Source organism: Streptomyces ossamyceticus, assembly GCF_001418475.1.
Lineage (GTDB): Bacteria > Actinomycetota > Actinomycetes > Streptomycetales > Streptomycetaceae > Streptomyces > Streptomyces ossamyceticus.
In genome coordinates, this window is record NZ_LIQX01000565.1 from 1 (window position 1) to 19,611 (window position 19,611).

The following is a 19,611-nucleotide window of genomic DNA, read 5'->3' on the forward strand; positions in this document are numbered from 1 at the left end:
CCCCGGAGGAGTCGCCTCCGGAGGCGACTCCTCCGGGGGCGGCTCCGCCGACGGCTCCCGGTTGCGGGTCGCCCTGGCGTTCCCGCCCGCCGAGAACTTCTCCCCGTACGGCGCCGACGCGACCCTCCTCAGTCGGCTCGGTGTCACCGAGGGGCTGACCGCGCTGGACGCCAACGGGGCGGCGGCCCCCGCGCTCGCCCAGTCCTGGACGCGCGAGAACGACCGGAACTGGCTGTTCACCCTGCGCGAGGCCACCTTCCAGGACGGCACCGACGTCACTCCCACCACCGTCGCCGACGCCCTCACCCACGCCACCGAGGCCCGGCCCGTCACCCCTGCTCTCTCCGGCGTCACGCTCACCGCGAAGAAGAGCGGCGACCGGCAGGTCCGCGTCACCACCGAGGACCCCGACCCCGCCCTGCCGCTGCGCCTGGCCGGCCCCGGCCTCGCGATCCTCTCCGCCAAGGCCTACGCCGGGAAGCGCGTGAACCCCGCCGGCGCGGCCACCGGCCCGTTCGAGTTGACCGAGGTCACCGGCACCACCGCCGCCACCCTGGACCGCTACGACGACTACTGGGGCGGCCGGGCCCAGGCGCCCGGCATCGACGCCCGGTTCATCGCCGACGGCACCGCCCGCACCAACGCCCTGCGCACACGCCAGGTCGACGTGGCCGAGGCCGTCCCGGTGTCGCAGGCGTCCACCCTCACCCGGGGCACCCGCCACGAGACGGCCACCACCCGCACCACCAGCCTCCTGCTCAACACCGGGAACGGCGCTTTCAAGGACCCGGAGCTGCGCGCCGCCGCCCGTGAGGCCGTCGACGGCTCCGTCCTCGCCAAGGACGTGTACGAAGGACACGCCGACCCCGGCGTCGGCGTCTTCGGCCCGGCCGTGACCTGGGCCGCCGGCAAGCGCCCCGAACCCGCCGGACGGGCGGCGGCGGTCGACCCCGCGGGCACCTCGATCACCGTCGCCACCTACGACAACCGGCCCGAACTGCCCGAGGTCGCCCAGGTGCTCCAACAGCAGCTCAAGAAGGCCGGGTTCGAGGTGAAACTGGAGGTGCGGGAGTACTCGCGGCTGGAGAGCGACGCCCTCGCCGGGAAGTTCGACGCGTTCGTCGGCGCCCGTAACTCCCTGCTCGACACCGGCGACCCCGTCTCCATCCTGGCGAGCGACTTCACCTGCGACGGCGGCTACAACCTCGCGCTGTTGTGCGACAAGAAGGTCGACCGTGCCGTCGCGGACGCCCAGCAGGAGTCCGACACCGCCGAGCGGCAGCGGGCGGCGCTGAAGGCCGAGGCCGCGGTCCTCGCCACCGACGCCACGGTTCCGCTCGTCCACCAGCGGATCATCACCGGCGTCGGCACCTCCGTACGCGGCGTGGTCCTCGACCCCTACGAGCGGGCCCTCATCGGAACGGGGACCCGGCGCTGATACGGACCCTGTGGCGCGTCGTGCTCGCCGCCGCCCTGCTGTGCGGGATCGGCCTGCTGCCGTGGCTGTCGCGCACCGACCCGGCGCTCACCGTGCTCAAGGCGCGCTCCGCGGAACGCGACCCGACACCGGACGCCCTGGCCGCCGTACGCGATCAACTGGGCCTCGACGCGGGCCCGGCGAAGCTGCTGGGGGAGTGGTTCGGCGGGCTGGCGCGCGGTGACGCGGGACGGTCGTGGATCTCCGGCGGCGAGGTCACCCCCGCCGTCGTCCAGGCGCTCGGGGTCTCCCTGCTGTTGATGGCCGCCGCGCTCGTGGTCGCGCTGCTCACGGCCGGTGCGGTGTGCGCCCGCACCCTGCTGTGGGGCGCGGGCCGACGCCTCGACGACCGCGGGGGCGCGGGCGGCGGGGCGGCGATGCTGGCCGCGCTGCCCGAGTTCCTCACCGGATCGGTGCTCGCGGTCGTGGTCGGCGTCCACCTCGGCTGGCTCCCCGCGCTCGGCTGGTACGGGCCGCGATGGACGGTGCTGCCCGCCCTCGCCCTCGGTCTGCCCGCGGGGGCGCTGCTCGGCCGGATGCTCGACGACCTGCTGCCGGGCGCCTTCGCCGAACCCTGGGCGCTCGCCGCCGCCGCGCGCGGCACACCCGGGCGGACCGTGGCCCGCCGCGCCGTACGCCGCTGTGTGCCCGGACTCCTGCCGAACGTGGGCCTGTTCGTGGTCGGCCTCACCGGCGGCGCCGTCGCCGTCGAGCAGATCTTCGACATACCCGGCCTCGGCCGCACCACCCTCCAGGCCGCCGTAGCCCAGGACCTCCCCGTCCTCCAGGCCGGCACCCTCGCCCTCGTCCTGCTGGCCGCCCTCGCCGGAGCCTGCGCCCGGCTCGCCGCACGCCTCCTCATCGGCCCCGCCCTGCGCGACGGCGCCCTGATCTCCCCGCACCACCCGAAGCCTCCCGAGCCACGCGTCGCGCCCCTCGTGCCCGGCGCCGTCCTCCTCGGCACCGTCGCCCTCGGACTGACCCGCGACCCGCTCGCCCTCGACACCGGCGCCCGGCTCCGACCCCCGTCCTGGGCGCACCCGTTGGGCACCGACGCGCTCGGCCGGGACCTCCTCGCCCGGATCGGACACGGGGCGTTCACCACCCTCTCCCTGGCGGTCGCGATCAGCGCCGCCGCACTGCTGACCGGTGTCCTGCTCGGGCTGCTGCCCCGTCTGTCCGGGCCGCTCGTCGACACCGTCAACGCGATACCGGCGGTCCTCGCCGGCCTGCTCGTCGCCGGTGTCGCCGGGAACGGGGCCTCCACCCCGGCGCTCGCCGTGGCCGCCGTCGCCTGGGTGCCGCTCGCCGCCCACACCACCGCCCTGCTCGAACAGGAACGGGCCACCACCCACATCACCGCCACCAAGGGCCTCGGCGCGACCGGCGCACAACTCCTCCGCGGTGAGATCCTCCCCGCGCTCCTGCCGCCCGTCACCCGCCACGCCCTGCTGCGGTTGCCCGGCGTGGCCCTCGCCCTGACCTCCCTCGGCTTCCTCGGCCTCGGTGCCCAGCCGCCCGACCCCGAGTGGGGCCTGCTCCTCGCCGAGAACCAGCCGTACGCCGAACGCGCCCCCTGGGCCGTCCTCGGGCCCGCCGCCGCCCTCGCCCTGCTGGGCGCGCTCGCCGTCACGGCCGCGGGCGGAGTGCGGCTGCCCCGCCCGCGCACCAGGGCCGCACGGCGGCCGGAGCCCGCCGTCGCCACCCCCGTAGGAGAGACCGCATGACCGAGCCCCAGCGACAGCCGAGCGGAACCGCCCCGGACCGGGTGGCCGACGCGGGCGCGGCGCCCGTACCGAGATCCGCCGAGCTCTCACGATGGCGGCCCGCCGAGCCCTCGCAATGCCGGCCTGCCGAGCCCTCGCTGGGCAGGCCCGACAGGGACTCGCGAGGCGGGCCCGAAAAGCCCTCGCCGGGCGGGCCCGGCAAGTCCTCGCGGCGCCGCACCTGGGGGCGGCTCAACCCCCTTCTGCGGCTGCTGATCCTCACCCAGCTGGCCTTCAACGTCGGCTTCTTCGCCGTGTTGCCGTTCCTCGCCGAGCACCTCGGCACGGCGATCGGCATGGCCGGCTGGATGGTCGGGTTCGTGCTCGGGCTGCGGACGTTCAGCCAGCAGGGCCTGTTCGTGGTGGGCGGGGCGCTCGCCGACCGGTATGGCGTACGCCCCGTCGTCCTCGTGGGCTGTGTGCTCCGGATCGCGGGGTTCGTATGGCTCGGCTACGCCGAGGCGGTCTGGTCGGTCATCGGCGCCGTGCTGCTCATCGGCTTCGCCGCGGCGCTGTTCTCGCCCGCCGTCGAATCCGAGGTCGCCCGGCAGGCCGTGGTCTGGGAGGAGTCGGGCGGCGGGTCCCGTACTCGGGTGCTCGCGCTGTTCACGGTCGCGGGGCAGGCCGGGGCGTTCGTCGGCCCGCTCATCGGCGCTCTGCTGCTCGCCGTCGACTACCGCGTGGTCTGCCTCGGGGGCGCCGGAGTATTCGTCCTCGTCCTCGCCGGCCACGCCCGGCTGCTTCCGCAGCACATACCCGGCCGGGAGCGGGTCGAGGTGCGCGGCGGCCTCGGCGGGCTGCTGCGCAACCGCCGGTTCCTGGCACTGTGCGGCGCCTACGGGGCCTATCTGCTGGCCTACAACCAGCTGTACCTCCTGCTGCCCGACGAGGTGGAGCGCGCCACCGGGTCGCAGGCCGCGCTCGCCTGGCTGTTCGGGCTGTCCTCGCTGCTGGTGGTGACCGCCCAGCTGCCGGTGACCCGGTGGGCGGGAGACCGGCTGGACCTGCGGCGGTCGATGGCGGCGGGGCTGCTGCTGGTCGCGGCCGGGTTCGGGGTGGTGGCCCTGGCCAGGCCCGCCGGATGGACGGGGACGGCGGGGCTGCTGCCCGCCGCCGGGTTCGTGGTGCTGCTGACGCTCGGGCAGATGCTCGTGGCCCCGGCCGCCCGGGCCTGGGTGCCGGACCTCGCCGTCGAGGGCCGCCTCGGGCTCTACACGGGGGCCATGTTCTCCGTCTCCGGGCTGATCGTCCTGCTCGGCAGCGCGGGCACCGGGTCCCTCATGGACACCGGGCTGCCCCCGGCCGTCCCCTGGGCGGTGCTGGCGGCCGTCCCGGTCGCCTCGATCCTGCTGCTGCCGCGCCGCTCCGGGACGGCCGAGCGGTCCTGACGGTCCCTCTCCGGTGGCCCATGGAGACCCAGGTGGCCCTCTGCTGTTGCCTAGCGTATCGAATATCGATAGATTTCCATCGCTCATCGAGAGAAGGAGGGGTGATGGGGAAGCTGACGACGCTCGCGCTCCGCGGGGTGATCGCGGTGCTGTCGGCGGGTTCGGTGCTGGTGCAGGGGGTGATGGTGCCCTTGCTGGCCGCCGATCTGGACGATCTTGATCCGGACATGGCGCATGTGCGCACTCCGGTGCTGGTGATCGTGGTCCTCGGCGTGGTGACCGTCCAGGCGGTCCTGGTCTGTGTGTGGCGGCTGGTGACGATGGTCCGGCGCGACACGGTCTTCTCCCACGCGGCCTTCCGCTATGTGCACGGCGTCATCGGCGCGATGGTGGCGGCCTCCGTCCTGGTGTTCGCGCTCGGCGTGGTGCTGGCGCCGGGCGAGGCGGTCGCACCGGGCGTCGTGCTGCTGCTGGGCGGTGTCTCCCTGGCGGTCCTGGGCGTCGCGCTCATTGTGCTCGTCCTGCGGCTGCTCCTTGCCAAGGCCGTCGCCCGCGACATCGAGGCGGCGCGGATGCGGGCCGAACTGGCCGAGGTGATCTGATGCCGATCGCCGTCGACATCGACGTGATGCTGGCCAGGCGCAAGATGTCCGTGGGTGAACTCGCCGAACGCGTCGGGATCACCCACGCCAACCTGGCCGTGCTGAAGAACGGCCGGGCCAGGGCGGTCCGGTTCACCACGCTGGAGGCCCTCTGCGAGGTGCTGGAGTGCCAGCCGGGAGACCTGCTCCGCTGGGAGCCCGGCCCGCCGGAGGACGGCGACACCGTGGTCGAGGCGGTCGAGGCGGGGGAGGCCCGGCCGGGCGCGGTCGAGGTGGACGCGGTCGAGGCGGGCGCCGCCGGCTGACGTGTGCCGGCCGGGCCGGGCCGGGTCGGGTGGGGCCGGGGTGAGGGAGCGTCCTGAAGAAGTGTTCGGAGGGCTCCCGGCGGTGTCGGTCCGGTGTCCGGTGAAACCCGGAGGTCGACGACGACCGGTCCGCCGAGCAGCCGAGCCCCGGGAGGCCCCGTGAGCCATGACTTCGACGCCCTGTACCGGCGGGTGCGCGCGGCGGTCGCCGAACGGGCCGACGCCTGCTGGAAGGTGGCGACCACGCTGCACGCCGACCCGGAGTGCGCCTTCGCCGAGCGGCGGGCGGCGGCGCTGCTCACCGGCGAGCTGCGGCGGGCCGGCTTCGAGGTCCGGGAGGGGGTGGCCGACATGCCGACGGCCTTCGTGGCGCGCTCGGGCACGGAGCGGCCCGCGGTGGCGCTGCTGCTGGAGTACGACGCCCTGCCTGGGCTCGGCCACGCCTGCGGCCACCATCTGATCGCCGCCGCCGGCCTCGGCGCCGCACTCGCCGCCCGCACCGCCCTGGTCGACGGCGCCGGATCGGTGCTGGCGGTGGGTACCCCGGCCGAGGAGGGCGGCGGAGGCAAGGCACTGGAAGTGGAGGCGGGTGTCTTCGACGGTGTCGACGCCGCGCTCATGTTCCATCCGGGGGTGCACGACTGGACCCGGGCCCCGCTGACGGCGCAGGAGCAGTACCGGGTCGCCTTCCACGGGCGGGCCGCCCATCCCACGGGCAACCCCACCGAGGGAGTCGACGCGCTCGCCGCCCTCGTGGAACTCTTCAACGTCCTGGCCGCGCTCGGCCGCCGACTGCCGCCGGCCTCCCACATTCAGGGCATCGTCACCCACGGCGGCGAGGCCACGAACATCGTGCCCGCCCTCGCGGAGGGCCGCTTCGGGCTGCGCGCGGCCACCACCGGCGCCCTCGACGACCTCGCCGGGTACCTCGCGACCAGCGCCGAGGGCGTGGCCCTGGCCACCGGTACGACCGTCACCGTCGAGCGGGCCGGTGTCCGGTACGAGCACTTCCGGGACAGCGGGCCGCTCTCCGACCGCTTCGCCGTCCACCTCGACCGCGCCGGCATCCGCCTTGGCCCGCCCGCGGACGGCGTGTACCTCGGTTCCTCCGACATCGGCAACGTCAGCGCCCGCGTCCCCGCCATCCACCCGTTCGTCGCGATCATGGACGAGGACGGGTCCGATCACACACCCGAGTTCGCCGAGGCCGGAGTCTCCGAACGGGCCCGCCGGGTGCTCCGGGCTGCCACGGAGGCGCTGGCGTGCACAGCCGTCGACGTGTTGCGCGACCCCGCCCTGCGGGAACAGGCCCGGCGCCCGTACGGGTGAGGCGCCACGCGGCGGACCATGCCGCAGCCGCAGCCGACACCTCAACCCCACCCCGAGCAGCAGCCCCACCCCGAGCAGCAGACGCACCCGCGCCATCAGCTGGGCCAGGGCGTGGTGGGAGCGGAGTGCCGCCTGCGCGGCCTGGCCTCGGCGCAGCGCCGTGTGCGCCGAGGAGCCGGGCAGGCCGCGTCGCCGCACCATCGACTCCACCGCGTGCCGCAGCAGACCGAGCCGGCGCGCCTCCGGTGGCCGCCCGGCGACGACCTCCTCCAGCGCGCCCCGCAGACCGCCACCGGCGCGGTCGTCAGGCCATCTGGCGTCGTACCAGCTCGTGCAGGCGTCCCCCCGTGTCCGCCAGCAGGGTCGCCGGCGGGCCCACCTCGACGACCTTGCCGTCCTCCATGACGACCACCCGGTCCGCGTCCATCACCGTGGACAGCCGGTGCGCGATCACGATCCGGGTGGCGTTGAGGGCGCGGGTGCTCTCCATGACCGTGCGCTGGGTCTCGTTGTCGAGGGCGCTCGTCGCCTCGTCGAAGAAGAGGATGCGGGGGCGCCGGATGAGGGCCTGGGCGATCATCAGCCGCTGGCGCTGGCCGCCGGAGACCGCCCCGTTGCCCTGGACGATGGTGTGCAGGCCCATCGGCATGCGCCGGATGTCCTCCGCGAGCCCCGCCATCTCCGCCGCCGCCATCGCCTCCTCCGGTGTGTACGGCTCCGTGCCACAGATGACGTCCAGGATCGAACCCGTGAACGGCTGGGCGTGCTGGAGCACCACACCGCACTGCCGGCGCACCGCGGACTGGTCGAGCGCGGTCAGGTCCTGCCCGTCGTACAGGACACCGCCCGACACCGGCCGGTCGAAGCCGATGAGCAGTCGCAGCAGGGTCGACTTGCCGCAGCCGCTCGGGCCGACGACCGCGACGAACTCGCCGGGCTCGATCGCGAAGGACACGTCGTCCAGCACCAGCGGCCCGTCGTCCGTGTACCGGAAGGACACCCGGCGGGCCTCGATCGCGCCGGAGAGCACACCGGGGCGGGTGCTGCCCGTCCGCACCTCCGGGGTCGCCTCCAGCACCGGCTTGATCTCCTCGAACAGCGGCAGCACGGCCACCGCCGACACGAACGCGCCGGTCAGCTGGGTGACCGAGGTGAGCAGCATGGTCACCGAGGTGTTGAAGGTGAGGAACTCCGCCGCCGACATGGAGCCACGCGCCGGACCCGCCAGCAGCATGAACATCAGCAGCGTGCACAGCGGCAGATACACCGCCCCCAGCACCGTGTTGAGGTTCTTGATGCCGCCGACCTTCTGCTGGAGCTCCCGGCTGCGGGCGAACTCGCCCGCCCAGGCCGCGTACGCGTAGTTCTCCGCGGCCGCCACCCGAAGCTTCGGCAGGCCCCGCAGCGTCTGGAACGCCTGGTTGTTCAGCTTGTTGCCCAGGACCACCAGCCGCCGCTGCCAGCGCACCTGCCACAGACCGAGGCCGAGGAACACCGCGGTCACCACCACCAGCATGCCGATCGCGGCCAGCGCCATCGGCACGCTGTACCAGAGCAGCAGCGCCAGGTTCACGGCACCCACCGTCACCGACTGCGCGACCACCGGGCCCACCCCGGCGAGCGTGCGGCGGATCGCGCTGATGCCCATGGCGGCGCTCGCCAGCTCACCCGTCGAACGGGACGCGAAGAACTTCGTCGGCAGCCTCAGCAGCCGGTCCCACACCGCGGGTTGGAGCGTCGCCTCGATCCGGCCCTCCAACCTGAGGATCGTCAGGTTCTGCAACAGCAGGAACGCCGCCGACACCACACTCGCGAGCATCACCGCGAGACACGCCTGCGCGATCAGGTTCTCCTGCGCCTTCGGCACGTACTCGCCGAGGATCCGGCCGGTCGCGATCGGCACCAGCGAACCCAGCACCACCGTCACCAGACCGCTCAGCAGCAGACCCGTCATGTCGCCGCCGGTGCCGTGGAGACTGAACCGCATCAACCGCAGCGGCGTCAGCACCCGTTCGGGCAGCGGACGGTAGAACATCACCGCCCGCGGCTCGAACTCCGCCGCGTTCGCCTTCTCGACCGGCGTCTCCCGGCCCGACGACGGCTGTACGGCCACATAGCCGCCGCGCCGCCACAACAGGGCCACCGGCGCACCGGACAGCGCCCGGTGGCCGACCAGCGGACCCACGTCGTCGCGCCACCAGTGCCCGTCCAGCCGTACGGCACGGACCCGGACCCGGGAGGCCAGCGCGATCCGCTCGACCGGATCGAGCCGGTCGCTCTCCGTGCCGCTCTGCGCGGGCTCCGCGAGGACGATCCCGGCCGCGCGGGCGACGAGCCGGCAGGCCGCGTACGTGGCGTCGGCGTCCGCGGCCGTCGTCCGCCGGGCCGCGGACGACCGGCCGATGGAGGCGAGCAGGGTGCGGTCGGCCTGGGCGCGGACCGCCTCACCGGCCTTGATGCCGGCGGCCGTACGGTCCTCGTGGGTGCGCTCCAGCTGCTCGATCCAGCGGTCCAGGGTGGCCAGCAGCCGGTACTGCTGGTCGACCATGCTCTGCCAGACCCCCGGGTCCATCAGCAGATCGGCCGCCGCCTCCGCGCCGTACAGCGAGCCGTACTGGACGCTGCCCGGCGGGACCTGCATCCAGAACACGTCGTCGTCGGTGGGGGCCGCGGCCTGCTCGGTGGCCATCGGAGCCTGGAAGAGGATGGACAGACCGCGGCCGACGCCCAGGGCGAGCGCGTACTCCAGCGGACTGCTCTGCGGGGGCACCAGCTGCGGGTTGCCCCACTCGTCGTACGACCAGGTCTCGGTGTTCACCGGCTGGTACAGCTCCCGCAGGCCGATACGGCGCACCACACAGTCCCTCAGCGGGCGTGCCACCAGGGTGTGCTGGGGACCCGCGACCGGACCGAGCAGCAGGGAGCCCGCCTCCAGCCGGCCGAGATGGTGCCAGTGGCCCTGCTCCACGGCGTCCACCGCGAACAGGTCCAGAGCGCCGGAGGCCACCAGCCACAGCACCTGCGGGCCTTCGAGGTCGAGACGGGTGAGGCCCGCGCAGTCCAACGGCGTGCCCATGGCGCCCAGCGCACCGAGAACGAGGTCCCCCTCGTGGACGGCAGTCATCTCACCGCTCCCTGACCAGCCGGGCGTACGCGCCGCCGCGCGCCACCAGCTCCTCGTGCCGGCCGCGCTCCACGATCGTGCCGTGCTCCAGGACGACGATCTCGTCGCTGTCGCGGACCGTGCTGAGCCGGTGGGCGATCACCACGCAGGCGCAGCCGCGCTTGCGCAGGTTGTCCATGACGACCAGCTCCGTCTCCGCGTCGAGCGCGCTGGTCACCTCGTCGAGGACGAGGATGCTGGGCCGGCGGACCAATGCCCGCGCGATCTCCAGACGTTGCCGCTGACCGCCGGAGAAGTTCCGCCCGTCCTGCTCGACCCGGCTGTGGATGCCGCCGGGGCGGCGGGCCACCACGTCGTACAGGGCCGCGTCCCGCAGCGCCTCCACCACGGCCTCGTCCGGGATCGACGGATCCCACAGGGCCACGTTGTCGCGGACGGTGCCCTCGAACAGGAACACCTCCTGGTCGACGAAGGAGACGGACGCGGCGAGCGCGCCGCGCGGGATGTCCTCCAGACGTCGGCCGTCGATGCGTATGACGCCCTCCCACGGCGCGTACAGGCCCGAGATCAGCCGGGACACCGTCGACTTGCCGCTGCCGGAGCCGCCGACCAGCGCCACCTGCCGACCGGGTCCGACCGTCAGGTCGAAGCCGGAGAGCAGCGGCTTGTCGAGGGGGCTGTAGCCGAAGGTGATGTTCTCCAGTTCGACGTGGCCGTGCAGCCGACGGGTCGACTCGGCGGTGTCGGGGCGGGCGTACAGCGGGTCGGCCTGGAAGTTCTCCACGTCCTTCAGCCGGGCCACGTCGGCCGCGAAGTCCTGGATCCGGCCCGCGACACCGTTGAGGCGGGTGATCGGCGCGGTGAAACGCGTGACCAGCGCCTGGAAGGCCACCAGCAGACCCACCGAGATATGGCCCTCGACCGCGCGCATCCCGCCGATCCACAGGATGAGCGCGCTGTTGAGGGTGGCGAGGGTCGGGGCGACCACCCCCAGCCAGGCGCTCGGCACGCCGAGGCGCTGCTGCTCCTCCAGCGTGGTCGCGTGCTGTCCGGCCCACTTGCGGAAGTAGCCGTCCTCGCCGCCGGTCGCCTTCATCGTCTCGATCAGCTGGAGGCCGGTGTACGCCGTGTTGGTGAGCCGGGCGTTGTCGGCGCGCAGCTTCGCGGTGCGGGTCGCGCGCAGCCGGATCACGACCCGCATCGCCACCACGTTCAGCAGGGCGACCGCGATGCCGACGAAGGTGAGCTGCGGGTCGTAGGTGTAGAGGAGCACGGCGTAGAGGACCACCACGATCGCGTCCACGCCTGCCGCGGCGAGGTCGCGGGCCAGGGTCTCGGCGACCGCGTCGTTGGACTGGAGCCGCTGCACGAGGTCGGCGGGGCTGCGCTGCGCGAAGAACGTGACGGGCAGGCGCAGGAGGTGGCGCAGGAAGCGGGCGCTGCTGAGCGTCGACGAGATCAGCCGGCCGCGCAGCAGGTTCGCCTGCTGGAGCCAGGTCAGCAGCACCGTCAGCAGCACGCACGCGCCCATGGACGTGAACAGCACGCCCAGCAGCGAGGTCTGGCCGCCGATCAGGAACATGTCGATGTAGGTGCGGCTGAGCGCGGGCACCGCCGCGCCGACCGCCACCAGCAGCAGACTCGCGAGGACGGCGGCCGGCAGGGTGCCGGACGTGCCGCGCATCCGGGCGGGCATCGCGCCCAGCACCCCCGGCCTGCGGCCGCCCTTCTCGAAGTCGTCGCCGGGTTCCATGACGAGGACGACTCCCGTGAAGCTGGAGTCGAAGTCCTCCATCGCCACGAAACGGCGGCCCTTGCCGGGATCGTTGATGTGGACGCCGCGCCGGCCGAAGCGGCGCCCCATCCCGTCGTAGACGACGTAGTGGTTGAACTCCCAGAACAGGATGGCCGGGGCCCGCACCTCGGCGAGGGCGGCCACGTCCATCTGCATGCCCTTGGCGGTCAGACCGTAACTGCGGGCCGCCTTCAGCAGATTGCTCGCACGGGAGCCGTCGCGGGAGACACCGCAGGCGATGCGCAGCTCCTCCAGCGGGATGTGCCGCCCGTAGTGGCCGAGGACCATGGCGAGGGAGGCGGCGCCGCACTCCACGGCCTCCATCTGGAGCACGGTCGGGGTGCGGACGCCCTTGCGGACGCCCTTGGGCACCGGGCGCTTCTTCGGCGCCGCCTTGCGCCTGCCGTGCGTCGACGGCGGTGCGGTGTCCGGGGATGAGGTCACGGGAGCAGCCAATCGATCGGACGCTCGTCAGCCATCCGGACGGAAGCCGTGGCCATGGTCATGGAGGTCAGCTCGAACGGCGGCCCGTCCTGCGACGACCACCGGTAGCCCGACGCGGTCGACGCCTCCCGGTCCAGCCGCACGGTGACGGCCACCGGCCGGCCCTTCTTGGTGAACTGCTCACCGAGTTGGCGGTCCCCGAGGAAGGCGGCGATCGACTGCGGGGTCTGCGCGGTGCGGTCCACGGACTTCACATGGCCGCGCAGCACCCCGTAGCGCTGGGTGGGCGCCGACTGGACGGTCAGGTCCACGGGCGCGTTCCGCGGGATGGAGGCGGCGTTCTCGGCGGGCACGTACACCGTGGCGTACAGCGGGTCGTCGGGTTCCGCGACCTTCTCGACGGCCGCGACATCGGCGCCGGTGCGGATGATCTGGCCCATGGTGGCGGCGAGCGCGGAGATCCGGCCCGCGGCGACGGACCGCACGACGCTCTCGCCGTCGGCCGTGGCGACCTTCAGGACCGGGGCCCGAGCGGGGAGTTGCTCGCCCTGCTTCACGAGGACGGCGGTGACCTGGCCGGAGACCGGGCTCTGCAGGACGTAACTGCCCTGGTTGTGCGTGAGGACGGCGGGCGCGCCGACCGTGGAGGCGACGGAACCCGTGACGGCCCACACGGACGCGGCGGCCATGGCCACCACCGTCACGGACAGCACGAGCCAGCCCTGCGGGCGGGCGAAACGCACGGGGAGGTCGAGTTCCTCCGGCGACTGGAGCTTGGCGAGGGCCTGTTGGCGGAACTGCACGGGACTTCCCTCACCTGCGAGGAACGGAGGACGGGAGGACGGCACCCGAGAGTCCCGGAACCGTCAGGCGGTTCCGGGACTCAGCGGTACCAGGGGTCGATCAGAGACCGGCGACCAGGTTCGTGACCGGCGCGGTGTTCAGGCCGGTGACACCCTCGACGGTGCCGACGGCCGTGTTGACCAGGCCGGAAACCGGGGCGACGCCGTCCACCAGGCCGGTGACGGTGCCGACGGCGTTGATCTGCAGACCACCGGCAACGGCGTCCAGCGCGGCGTCCGACAGCTCGGCGGTCTCAACCTGGGGGGTGGAGTTCATGATGGAACTTCCCTTCGTATGGATATTCATAAGGGGGGAGCGGCCCCCTTCTGGGGACAGAACGACGGCCGCACACGGGGGGCGCTCGACTCTCGTCTCCGAGAGCTCGGCGGCGCCTCGCGGTGCGATGGATCAAAGCAGATCGCCGTGGCGCACATCCAATCAAGAAGTGCTCTCACCAGCGCACTTGGTGACCAAGGCCGGTCATCCGTGCAGGGCCGCGCACGCGTTGGGGCCAAGTTCTTCACACCGCGCCCGGCATCGCCATCACCGCTTGATTGCCACTCGGAAAACGAACTGGACACTCCCGCCTCAAAGGCGCGGCGCCCGGCGGACCGCTGTGCAGATCCGCCGAGCGCCGTGACCCCGCTGGGCATTCGGTGTGGAGATTCCCTGAAGCCGTCGTTTCCGTCGGTGACCGGAACGGACCGCTGTCGAGCCGTCGCTGAACGTGCCCTCCGCGCCGCCTACTTGTGACATGTGATCCCGATAAGGGTGTCTTGTCAGCCCAACAGGGCGTACACCGTGCTGGCCCGGGCCGCCAGCTCGCCCGAGTCCGCCGTGGTCATCGCGATCTCCGCGAAGGCCATCCGGCGGCCCAGCTTGGTGAGCACCGCCTCGACGAGCACGTCCTCATCCACTACCGCCCGCTGGAAGCTGGTCGACTGCTGGACCGTCGTCATCGGTACGAAGGAGCCGCGCGCCGCCGACACCGCGATCACCGTCGCCGTGTCGGCCGCCGCCATCAGCGCCTGACCCGACAGGGCACCGCCCTCCCGGACCAGCCGGTCGGACCACGGCAGGCGCAGCATCGCGCGCCCCTCGTCCAGGTCGACGGCCGCCAGGCCCAGGTCGAGCACCCAGGGGGCGAAGTTGGCGGCGAGGATCTTGTCGGCTTCGGCGGGTGTGAGCGTCATGCGGGCATCGTTCCCGCTCACGCGGGCGGGAAGTCGTGAAATGCCCACCCGAACCGCACTTTGCGAAACGCAACATCGAAATCTTTTTGCGAGGCGTTGAACACCCCACCGGAACCATCCGTACCAACTGGCAACCAGGCGCCCCCAGTTCACCCGCCGGACGGCGGCACGGACCCCGTCCCCAGGAGGTCAAGAGTTGAGTCACAAACGAGCCACCAAGCGTAAGGCGTTCATTGCCGCAGGCGGTGTGGCGGCGCTCGGGGCCGCGGCCCTCATCCTGCCGAACGCGATGGCGTCCCAGACGGAGTCGAACCAGGCCGGCCCGAAGACCCTCGCCGCGAGTGACGCCTCCGTCCTCGTCTCCCAGCTTCAGAAGACACTCGGTGAGGCGTTCGCAGGCGCGTACTACGACTCGGGCGACAAGCAGCTCGTCGTCAACGTCGACGGCCAGCGGATCGAGGGCGCCGACAACGTGCTCGCCCAGGCCGAGCAGGCCGGTGCGGAGATCCGTGAGGTCGACAACAGCTGGTCCGAGCTCAAGGCCGGCGCCGCCACGCTGAAGAAGCAGGCGACCGTCCCGGGCACCGCCTGGGCGATCGACCCCCGTACCAACAAGATCCAGGTCACCGCCGACTCCACGGTCACCGGCGAGAACTGGGACACCGTCGAGTCCACGGTGAAGTCCCTCGGCGCCGGCATGGCGACCGTCAAGAAGTCCGCCGGCACCTTCAAGCCCTTCCTGGAGGGCGGTGACGCCATCTTCGGTGGCGGCGCGCGCTGCTCGGCCGGCTTCAACGTCACCAACGCCGACGGCACGCCGGGCTTCCTGACGGCCGGTCACTGCGGTGTCGTGGAGGCCGAGTGGTCGGAGGAGGAGGGCGGCGCGCCGATCGGCACGGTCGACGCGGAGACCGCCACCTTCCCCGGCGTCGGTGACTTCGCCCTGGTCAAGTACAACGACCCCGCCACCCAGGCGGCCAGCACCGTCGACCTCGGCAACGGCCAGACGGTGAACATCAACGCCGCGGGCGAGGCCACCGTGGGCCTTCAGGTCTTCCGCATGGGCAGCACCACCGGTCTCGCCGACGGCCAGGTCACCGGCCTCGACGCGACGGTGAACTACCCCGAGGGCACCGTCACCGGCCTCATCCAGACCAACGTCTGTGCCGAGCCCGGCGACAGCGGCGGCTCGCTCTTCACCCAGGACGGCCAGGCCATCGGTCTGACCTCCGGTGGCAGCGGTGACTGCACCGTGGGTGGCGAGACCTTCTTCCAGCCCGTCACGACCGCCCTCGCGGCGGTCGGCGCCACCATAGGCGAGGGCGGCGCGGGCGCCGGCGAGGAGGCCGCCGGCGGTGCCGGTGACGCCGCGGGTGCGGGCGAGGAAGCGGCCGGTGGCGCGGGCGAGCAGGCCGCCGGTGGCGCGGGCGCCGGTCAGGAAGAGGGCGCCGCCGCGGCGGGTGCCGGCGAGCAGGCGGTCGGCGGTGCCGGTGACGCGGGCGACGCCGGTGCGGGCGACAAGGGCGACGCGGGCGCCGTGGCCGGTGCCGGTGACGCCGGTGCGGGCCAGGAGCAGCAGGGCGCCGATGACCAGGGCGTCGACCAGCAGGACAACGCCGGTCGCTGACCGCACACCGGTGAAGGCGTGGACGACGGTTCCGTGATCAGCGGCCACTGACGACGGACCGTCGGCCCCACGATCCACCCGCGGGCCGCACCACACCACACCGGCCCGCGCGTGGAACGGTCCGGCCCTCCGAGGGGAGGGCCGGACCGCTGCCGTTTCCGCGGCCCATGACGGTCAGACCGGCTGCCACAGCTCGATGCGATTGCCCTCGGGATCGGTGACCCGGCCGAACCGGCCGACACCGTCCATCTCCTGCGTCTCCTCGGCCACATCGGCGCCCGCGGCCCGCAGCTGGGCGAGCATCGCGTCCAGGTCGCGTACCCGGAAGTTGAGCATGGTGCGCTGGTCACCGGGCCCGAAGTAGTCGGTCCCGGACTCGAACGCCGCGAACACCGTCGGCCCGGCCTCCTGACGCCACAGCCCCGTCGCGTCGATGTCCAGGCCCAGGCAGTCGCGGTACCAGGCGCTCAGGGCCGCCGGATCGGCGGCTTTGACGAAGTACCCGCCGATTCCCCGCACATGTTCCATGCCGCCATCCTTCCCGAGTCCCGAGTCCCGAGTCCCGAGTCCCGAGTCCCGAGTCTCGGGTCTCGGGTCCCGTGTGTCGAAGCCCGGCCCGTGGGCCGCGCCCGTGATCGCCGTGGTCATCCCATGGCGACCGCCCGCAGCAGCAGCAACGCCACGTCGTCCGACCGTTCCTCCGCCGTCCCCGTCTCCCGGACGAGCCCGTCGGCGAGGGCTTCCAGCGGCCGGTTCCCGGTCGTGGCGAGCCGCTCCCCGAGATCGGCCAGCGCGTCCTCGATGTCGACGCCCGGCGACTCGATGAGCCCGTCGGTGTAGAGCGCGAGCACGGAACCCTCCGAGAGCGCGACCTCGGTCGTCGGATACGTGGCGGACGCGTCGATGCCGAGGAGCGGCCCGCCCGCGAGGTCCAGCACCTTCACCCGCCCGTCCGGTCTGCGCAACAGCGGCGGTGGATGACCGGCACGTGCCATGACGGCCGTGCCGTGCGCCGGATCGAGACGCAGATACAGACAACTGGCGAACAGATCGCTGCCGAGGTCGATCAGCAGCCGGTTGGTGCTGCTCATCACGTCCTCCGGTGCCTGCCCCACCGTCGTGTACGCGCGGACCGCCGTACGGATCTGCCCCATCAGCCCCGCCGCCGTCACGTTGTGCCCCTGCACGTCGCCGATCACCGCCGACGCCCGGCCGTGCGAGAGGACCAGGTCGAAGAAGTCGCCGCCGATGTCCATGCCACGGGTCGCCGGCAGATAGCGGGACGCCGCGTCGATACCGGGGATCGACGGCAGCGAGTGCGGGAGCAGAGCGGCCTGCAGACCGTGCGCCAGCTGATGCTTGGCGTCGTACAGCAGCGCCCGCTGCAACGCCTGGGCGATCAGCCCGCTGAGGCTGGTCAGCACCGCGCGCTCCTCCGCAGGGAAGGGGTGCGGATCGGCGTACCCGAGCACACAGGTGCCCACCGGCTGCCCCTGGGCGATCAGCGGCAGATACGCCCAGGCGCCCATCCCGTCCGGGGTCGACTGGCGCACCGGATACAGATGCTCCAGCTGCTGCCGGCTCTCGAAGAAGGCGGGCACCCCGGCGGTCAGGGCGCGGGCGCCGGGGGTCTGCGCGCTGAGCGGCATGCCGTCGAACCGTTCGACGAGATGCGGGTCCGTGTACCCGTGCTGGCCCAGCACATGGAGCCGTCCCGCCCGTGAGCCGAGCATCACCAGCGCCTGGGAGCCGACGGCCGGCATGATCTCGTTCGCGACCAGCTCCACCACGTCCTGCACCCCTACCGCCTCGGTGAGGGCGCTCGCCATGGCCAGCACGTGGTCGATGGTCACCAGCCGGCCCGGCCCGTCGTCGTCCTCCTGCCGTGCGGCGCTCTTCGGCGAGGCGACCGAGCGGGCCCGGGAGATCCGGACGCTCAGCCCGTTCGTCCCCGGGTACAGCCGGAACGACAGCCACTCGCCCGGCGGCTTCAGCGCCATGAACGAGGTGACGTGCTGACTCATCAGCGCGGCCCGGTAGCGGTCCTCGTGCGCCGGGTCGTTCAGCCACGGCACGGACGCCCACAGCTGCATGCCCAGCAGCGCGCTCACCGGGATGCCGAGCAGTTCGGCGGTGGCCGCGTTGGCGAAGGTGATCCGCCCGTGCAGATCGAGCGCGCACATCCCGTACGGCAGCCGCGCCACCATCCGGGCCGCCTCCACCGTGCCGAGCGTCCCGGCGACCGTGGTCGTCGACGGCGCCGAGAGGTCCGGCTCCGGCAGCACCGGCCTGCCCTCCTCCTCCGCGCGGCGCAGCCGTATCGCGAGCCGGTCGCAGGCCGAGGTGAGCTTGTCCCGCTCGCGTTCGCTGAGTTCCGGAGGGTGCGAGCCCGGCCAGGTCAGGAAGACGGCGCCATAGGTGGTGTCACGGGTCGCCACCGGCAGCGCGGCCATCGCGAACGGATAGGGCAGGACGACGGCGATCCGGGGATAGCGGCGGGCCATCTGCTCCTCGCCGTTGACCCACACCAGCCGCCGCTCCCGGACCGCCTCGGAGACCGGGGCAGGGGCGCTCAGGCTCACCCGCTCCCACGGAGCGGCGAAGGACCGCGGCAGCCCCGCCATCACCGCCATCTCCAGGACGGGCGCGTCATGGGCCAGCAGGTACACCGCACCGGAGTGCGCCTGGACGTCGTCCATCATCGCGGCCAGCGCGAGGGACAACAGGGGGTGGCCCATGCGTGCCGTATCGACCGTCGTCCGCGCACCGGACGCCGGGACGTCGGACATGCCGACCACCTCCTCGCACGGTCGCGCCACGCCCCCGCGTCAAGGCTCCCTCTTGACGGCCCGACACGCACGGCGAACACCCCGCGGAGGCCGAGCCCCTGTACCCCGACTCGCCGCGGGCATTCCCTCCGAGTGGATGCGCGGCCTTGCGCACGGGCGCCATGAGTGCGCCCCCGCGCATCCCGTTGGCTGATTCTTCGCGAACCGCGCGCGGTCGGAGACGCCAACAATGGGCACGCGCTGAGACGAGGAAGCGACGGCGGCCGGGGGAGGCGGAGGGCGACAGTGATCCGGGTACTTCTCGTGCACGACGAATGTCTGGTCCGGTCGGTACTGGCGGAGTGGCTCCGCCGGGAGACCGACCTGCTGGTGTACGACGCGCCCTGGCGCACCGCGCCGGGGCGCGCGCGGTCCCTGCGGCCGGACGTCTGCGCGGCTGACCTGGACTGCGCCGACGCGGTGGGTGTCCCACCTCTCGGCGATCTGCGCGCCGGCACGGGCGCCGCCGCCGCGGGGCTCGTGGTGCTCGCCCAGGCCAGCCGCCCCGGTCTGCTGAAGCGCGCGGCGGAGGCCGGGGTCCTCGGCTACGTGGACAAGGAGGGCGCCCCGGAGCGCCTGGTGGCCGCGATCCGCCAGGTCGCCGGAGGGAAACGTTTCGTCGATGACTCGCTCGGCTTCGGCTTCCTCAAGGCCGCCGAGATGCCGCTGACCAGACGCGAGCTGAGCGTGTTATCCCTGGCTGCCGAGGGCGCCTCCGTCGCGGAGATCGCCGGCAGCCTTCATCTGTCCCACGGGACCGTGCGCAACTACATGGCCGCCATCACCCGCAAGACGGGCGCGCGCAACAGGGTCGACGCCATCCGGATCTCCCAGGGCGAGGGCTGGCTCTGACGACGGGACCGGGGCCGTGGGGGAGGACGGGTCCGGGG

15 protein-coding genes and 1 pseudogene are annotated in these 19,611 nt (G+C 73.0%); 8 read left to right on the forward strand and 8 right to left on the reverse strand.

All coding sequences use genetic code 11. The features are described 5' to 3' along the window. The 6 genes from AOK15_RS33240 to AOK15_RS33265 all read left to right on the forward strand — a co-directional run. Positions 1-1,438, forward strand: a 1,438-nt coding sequence (locus AOK15_RS33240; protein ID WP_055522036.1) for an ABC transporter substrate-binding protein, incomplete at its 5' end; no start/stop codon positions are given. A gap of 20 nt (positions 1,439-1,458) precedes the next feature. Continuing rightward, a complete protein-coding gene (locus AOK15_RS33245) occupies positions 1,459-3,204 on the forward strand; it encodes an ABC transporter permease subunit (protein ID WP_240508713.1) in 1,746 nt (581 codons plus the stop codon). Further along, positions 3,201-4,631 (forward strand): MDR family MFS transporter, encoded by a 1,431-nt coding sequence (locus tag AOK15_RS33250; protein ID WP_240508714.1) that lies wholly within the window; start codon positions 3,201-3,203, stop codon positions 4,629-4,631. The genes AOK15_RS33245 and AOK15_RS33250 overlap by 4 nt, the downstream gene beginning before the upstream one ends. 104 nt (positions 4,632-4,735) lie before the next feature. Then, the gene (locus tag AOK15_RS33255; protein WP_055522037.1) at positions 4,736-5,233 is read left to right on the forward strand and encodes a DUF2975 domain-containing protein; all 498 of its coding nucleotides are present in this window, start codon (positions 4,736-4,738) and stop codon (positions 5,231-5,233) included. After that, positions 5,233-5,538: a helix-turn-helix domain-containing protein gene (locus AOK15_RS33260; protein ID WP_055522038.1), complete on the forward strand. Its 306-nt coding sequence runs from the start codon at positions 5,233-5,235 to the stop codon at positions 5,536-5,538. The genes AOK15_RS33255 and AOK15_RS33260 overlap by 1 nt, the downstream gene beginning before the upstream one ends. A 159-nt stretch (positions 5,539-5,697) precedes the next feature. Further along, a complete protein-coding gene (locus tag AOK15_RS33265) occupies positions 5,698-6,867 on the forward strand; it encodes an amidohydrolase (protein ID WP_055522039.1) in 1,170 nt (389 codons plus the stop codon). An 87-nt stretch (positions 6,868-6,954) separates the two neighbouring features. Here AOK15_RS33265 and AOK15_RS47675 read toward each other — a convergent pair. The 6 genes and pseudogenes from AOK15_RS47675 to AOK15_RS33290 all read right to left on the reverse strand — a co-directional run. Further along, a pseudogene (locus AOK15_RS47675) lies at positions 6,955-7,158 on the reverse strand (hypothetical protein); the annotation flags it as partial. A gap of 13 nt (positions 7,159-7,171) precedes the next feature. After that, positions 7,172-9,991, reverse strand: coding sequence for an NHLP bacteriocin export ABC transporter permease/ATPase subunit (locus tag AOK15_RS33270; protein ID WP_055522040.1), 2,820 nt, complete (start codon positions 9,989-9,991; stop codon positions 7,172-7,174). A 1-nt stretch (position 9,992) separates the two neighbouring features. After that, positions 9,993-12,158, reverse strand: coding sequence for an NHLP family bacteriocin export ABC transporter peptidase/permease/ATPase subunit (locus AOK15_RS33275; RefSeq protein WP_055522050.1), 2,166 nt, complete (start codon positions 12,156-12,158; stop codon positions 9,993-9,995). Between the two features lie 68 nt (positions 12,159-12,226). Then, on the reverse strand, positions 12,227-13,033 hold the full coding sequence (locus AOK15_RS33280; protein WP_055522041.1) for an HlyD family efflux transporter periplasmic adaptor subunit: 807 nt from the start codon (positions 13,031-13,033) through the stop codon (positions 12,227-12,229). Positions 13,034-13,133: 100 nt separating this feature from the next. After that, entirely contained in the window at positions 13,134-13,349 is a 216-nt protein-coding gene (locus AOK15_RS33285) for a hypothetical protein (protein ID WP_055522042.1), read from the reverse strand. 503 nt (positions 13,350-13,852) lie between these two features. After that, positions 13,853-14,266, reverse strand: a complete 414-nt coding sequence (locus AOK15_RS33290; RefSeq protein WP_055522043.1) for a PaaI family thioesterase — start codon at positions 14,264-14,266, stop codon at positions 13,853-13,855. A 196-nt stretch (positions 14,267-14,462) separates the two neighbouring features. Here AOK15_RS33290 and AOK15_RS33295 point away from each other — a divergent pair, with 196 nt between their 5' ends. Next, a complete protein-coding gene (locus tag AOK15_RS33295) occupies positions 14,463-15,893 on the forward strand; it encodes a S1 family peptidase (RefSeq protein WP_240508715.1) in 1,431 nt (476 codons plus the stop codon). 174 nt (positions 15,894-16,067) lie between these two features. On the opposite strand, the gene AOK15_RS33300 is transcribed toward AOK15_RS33295, so the two are convergent. Beyond that, complete coding sequence (locus AOK15_RS33300) at positions 16,068-16,421, reverse strand: VOC family protein (RefSeq protein WP_055522045.1); 354 nt, start codon at positions 16,419-16,421, stop codon at positions 16,068-16,070. A 116-nt stretch (positions 16,422-16,537) separates the two neighbouring features. Further along, positions 16,538-18,682 (reverse strand): SpoIIE family protein phosphatase, encoded by a 2,145-nt coding sequence (locus AOK15_RS33305; RefSeq protein WP_055522046.1) that lies wholly within the window; start codon positions 18,680-18,682, stop codon positions 16,538-16,540. A 285-nt stretch (positions 18,683-18,967) separates the two neighbouring features. On the opposite strand from AOK15_RS33305, the gene AOK15_RS33310 reads away from it, so the two are divergent. Next, positions 18,968-19,573, forward strand: coding sequence for a response regulator transcription factor (locus AOK15_RS33310; RefSeq protein WP_055522047.1), 606 nt, complete (start codon positions 18,968-18,970; stop codon positions 19,571-19,573). Positions 19,574-19,611: the final 38 nt, after the last annotated feature.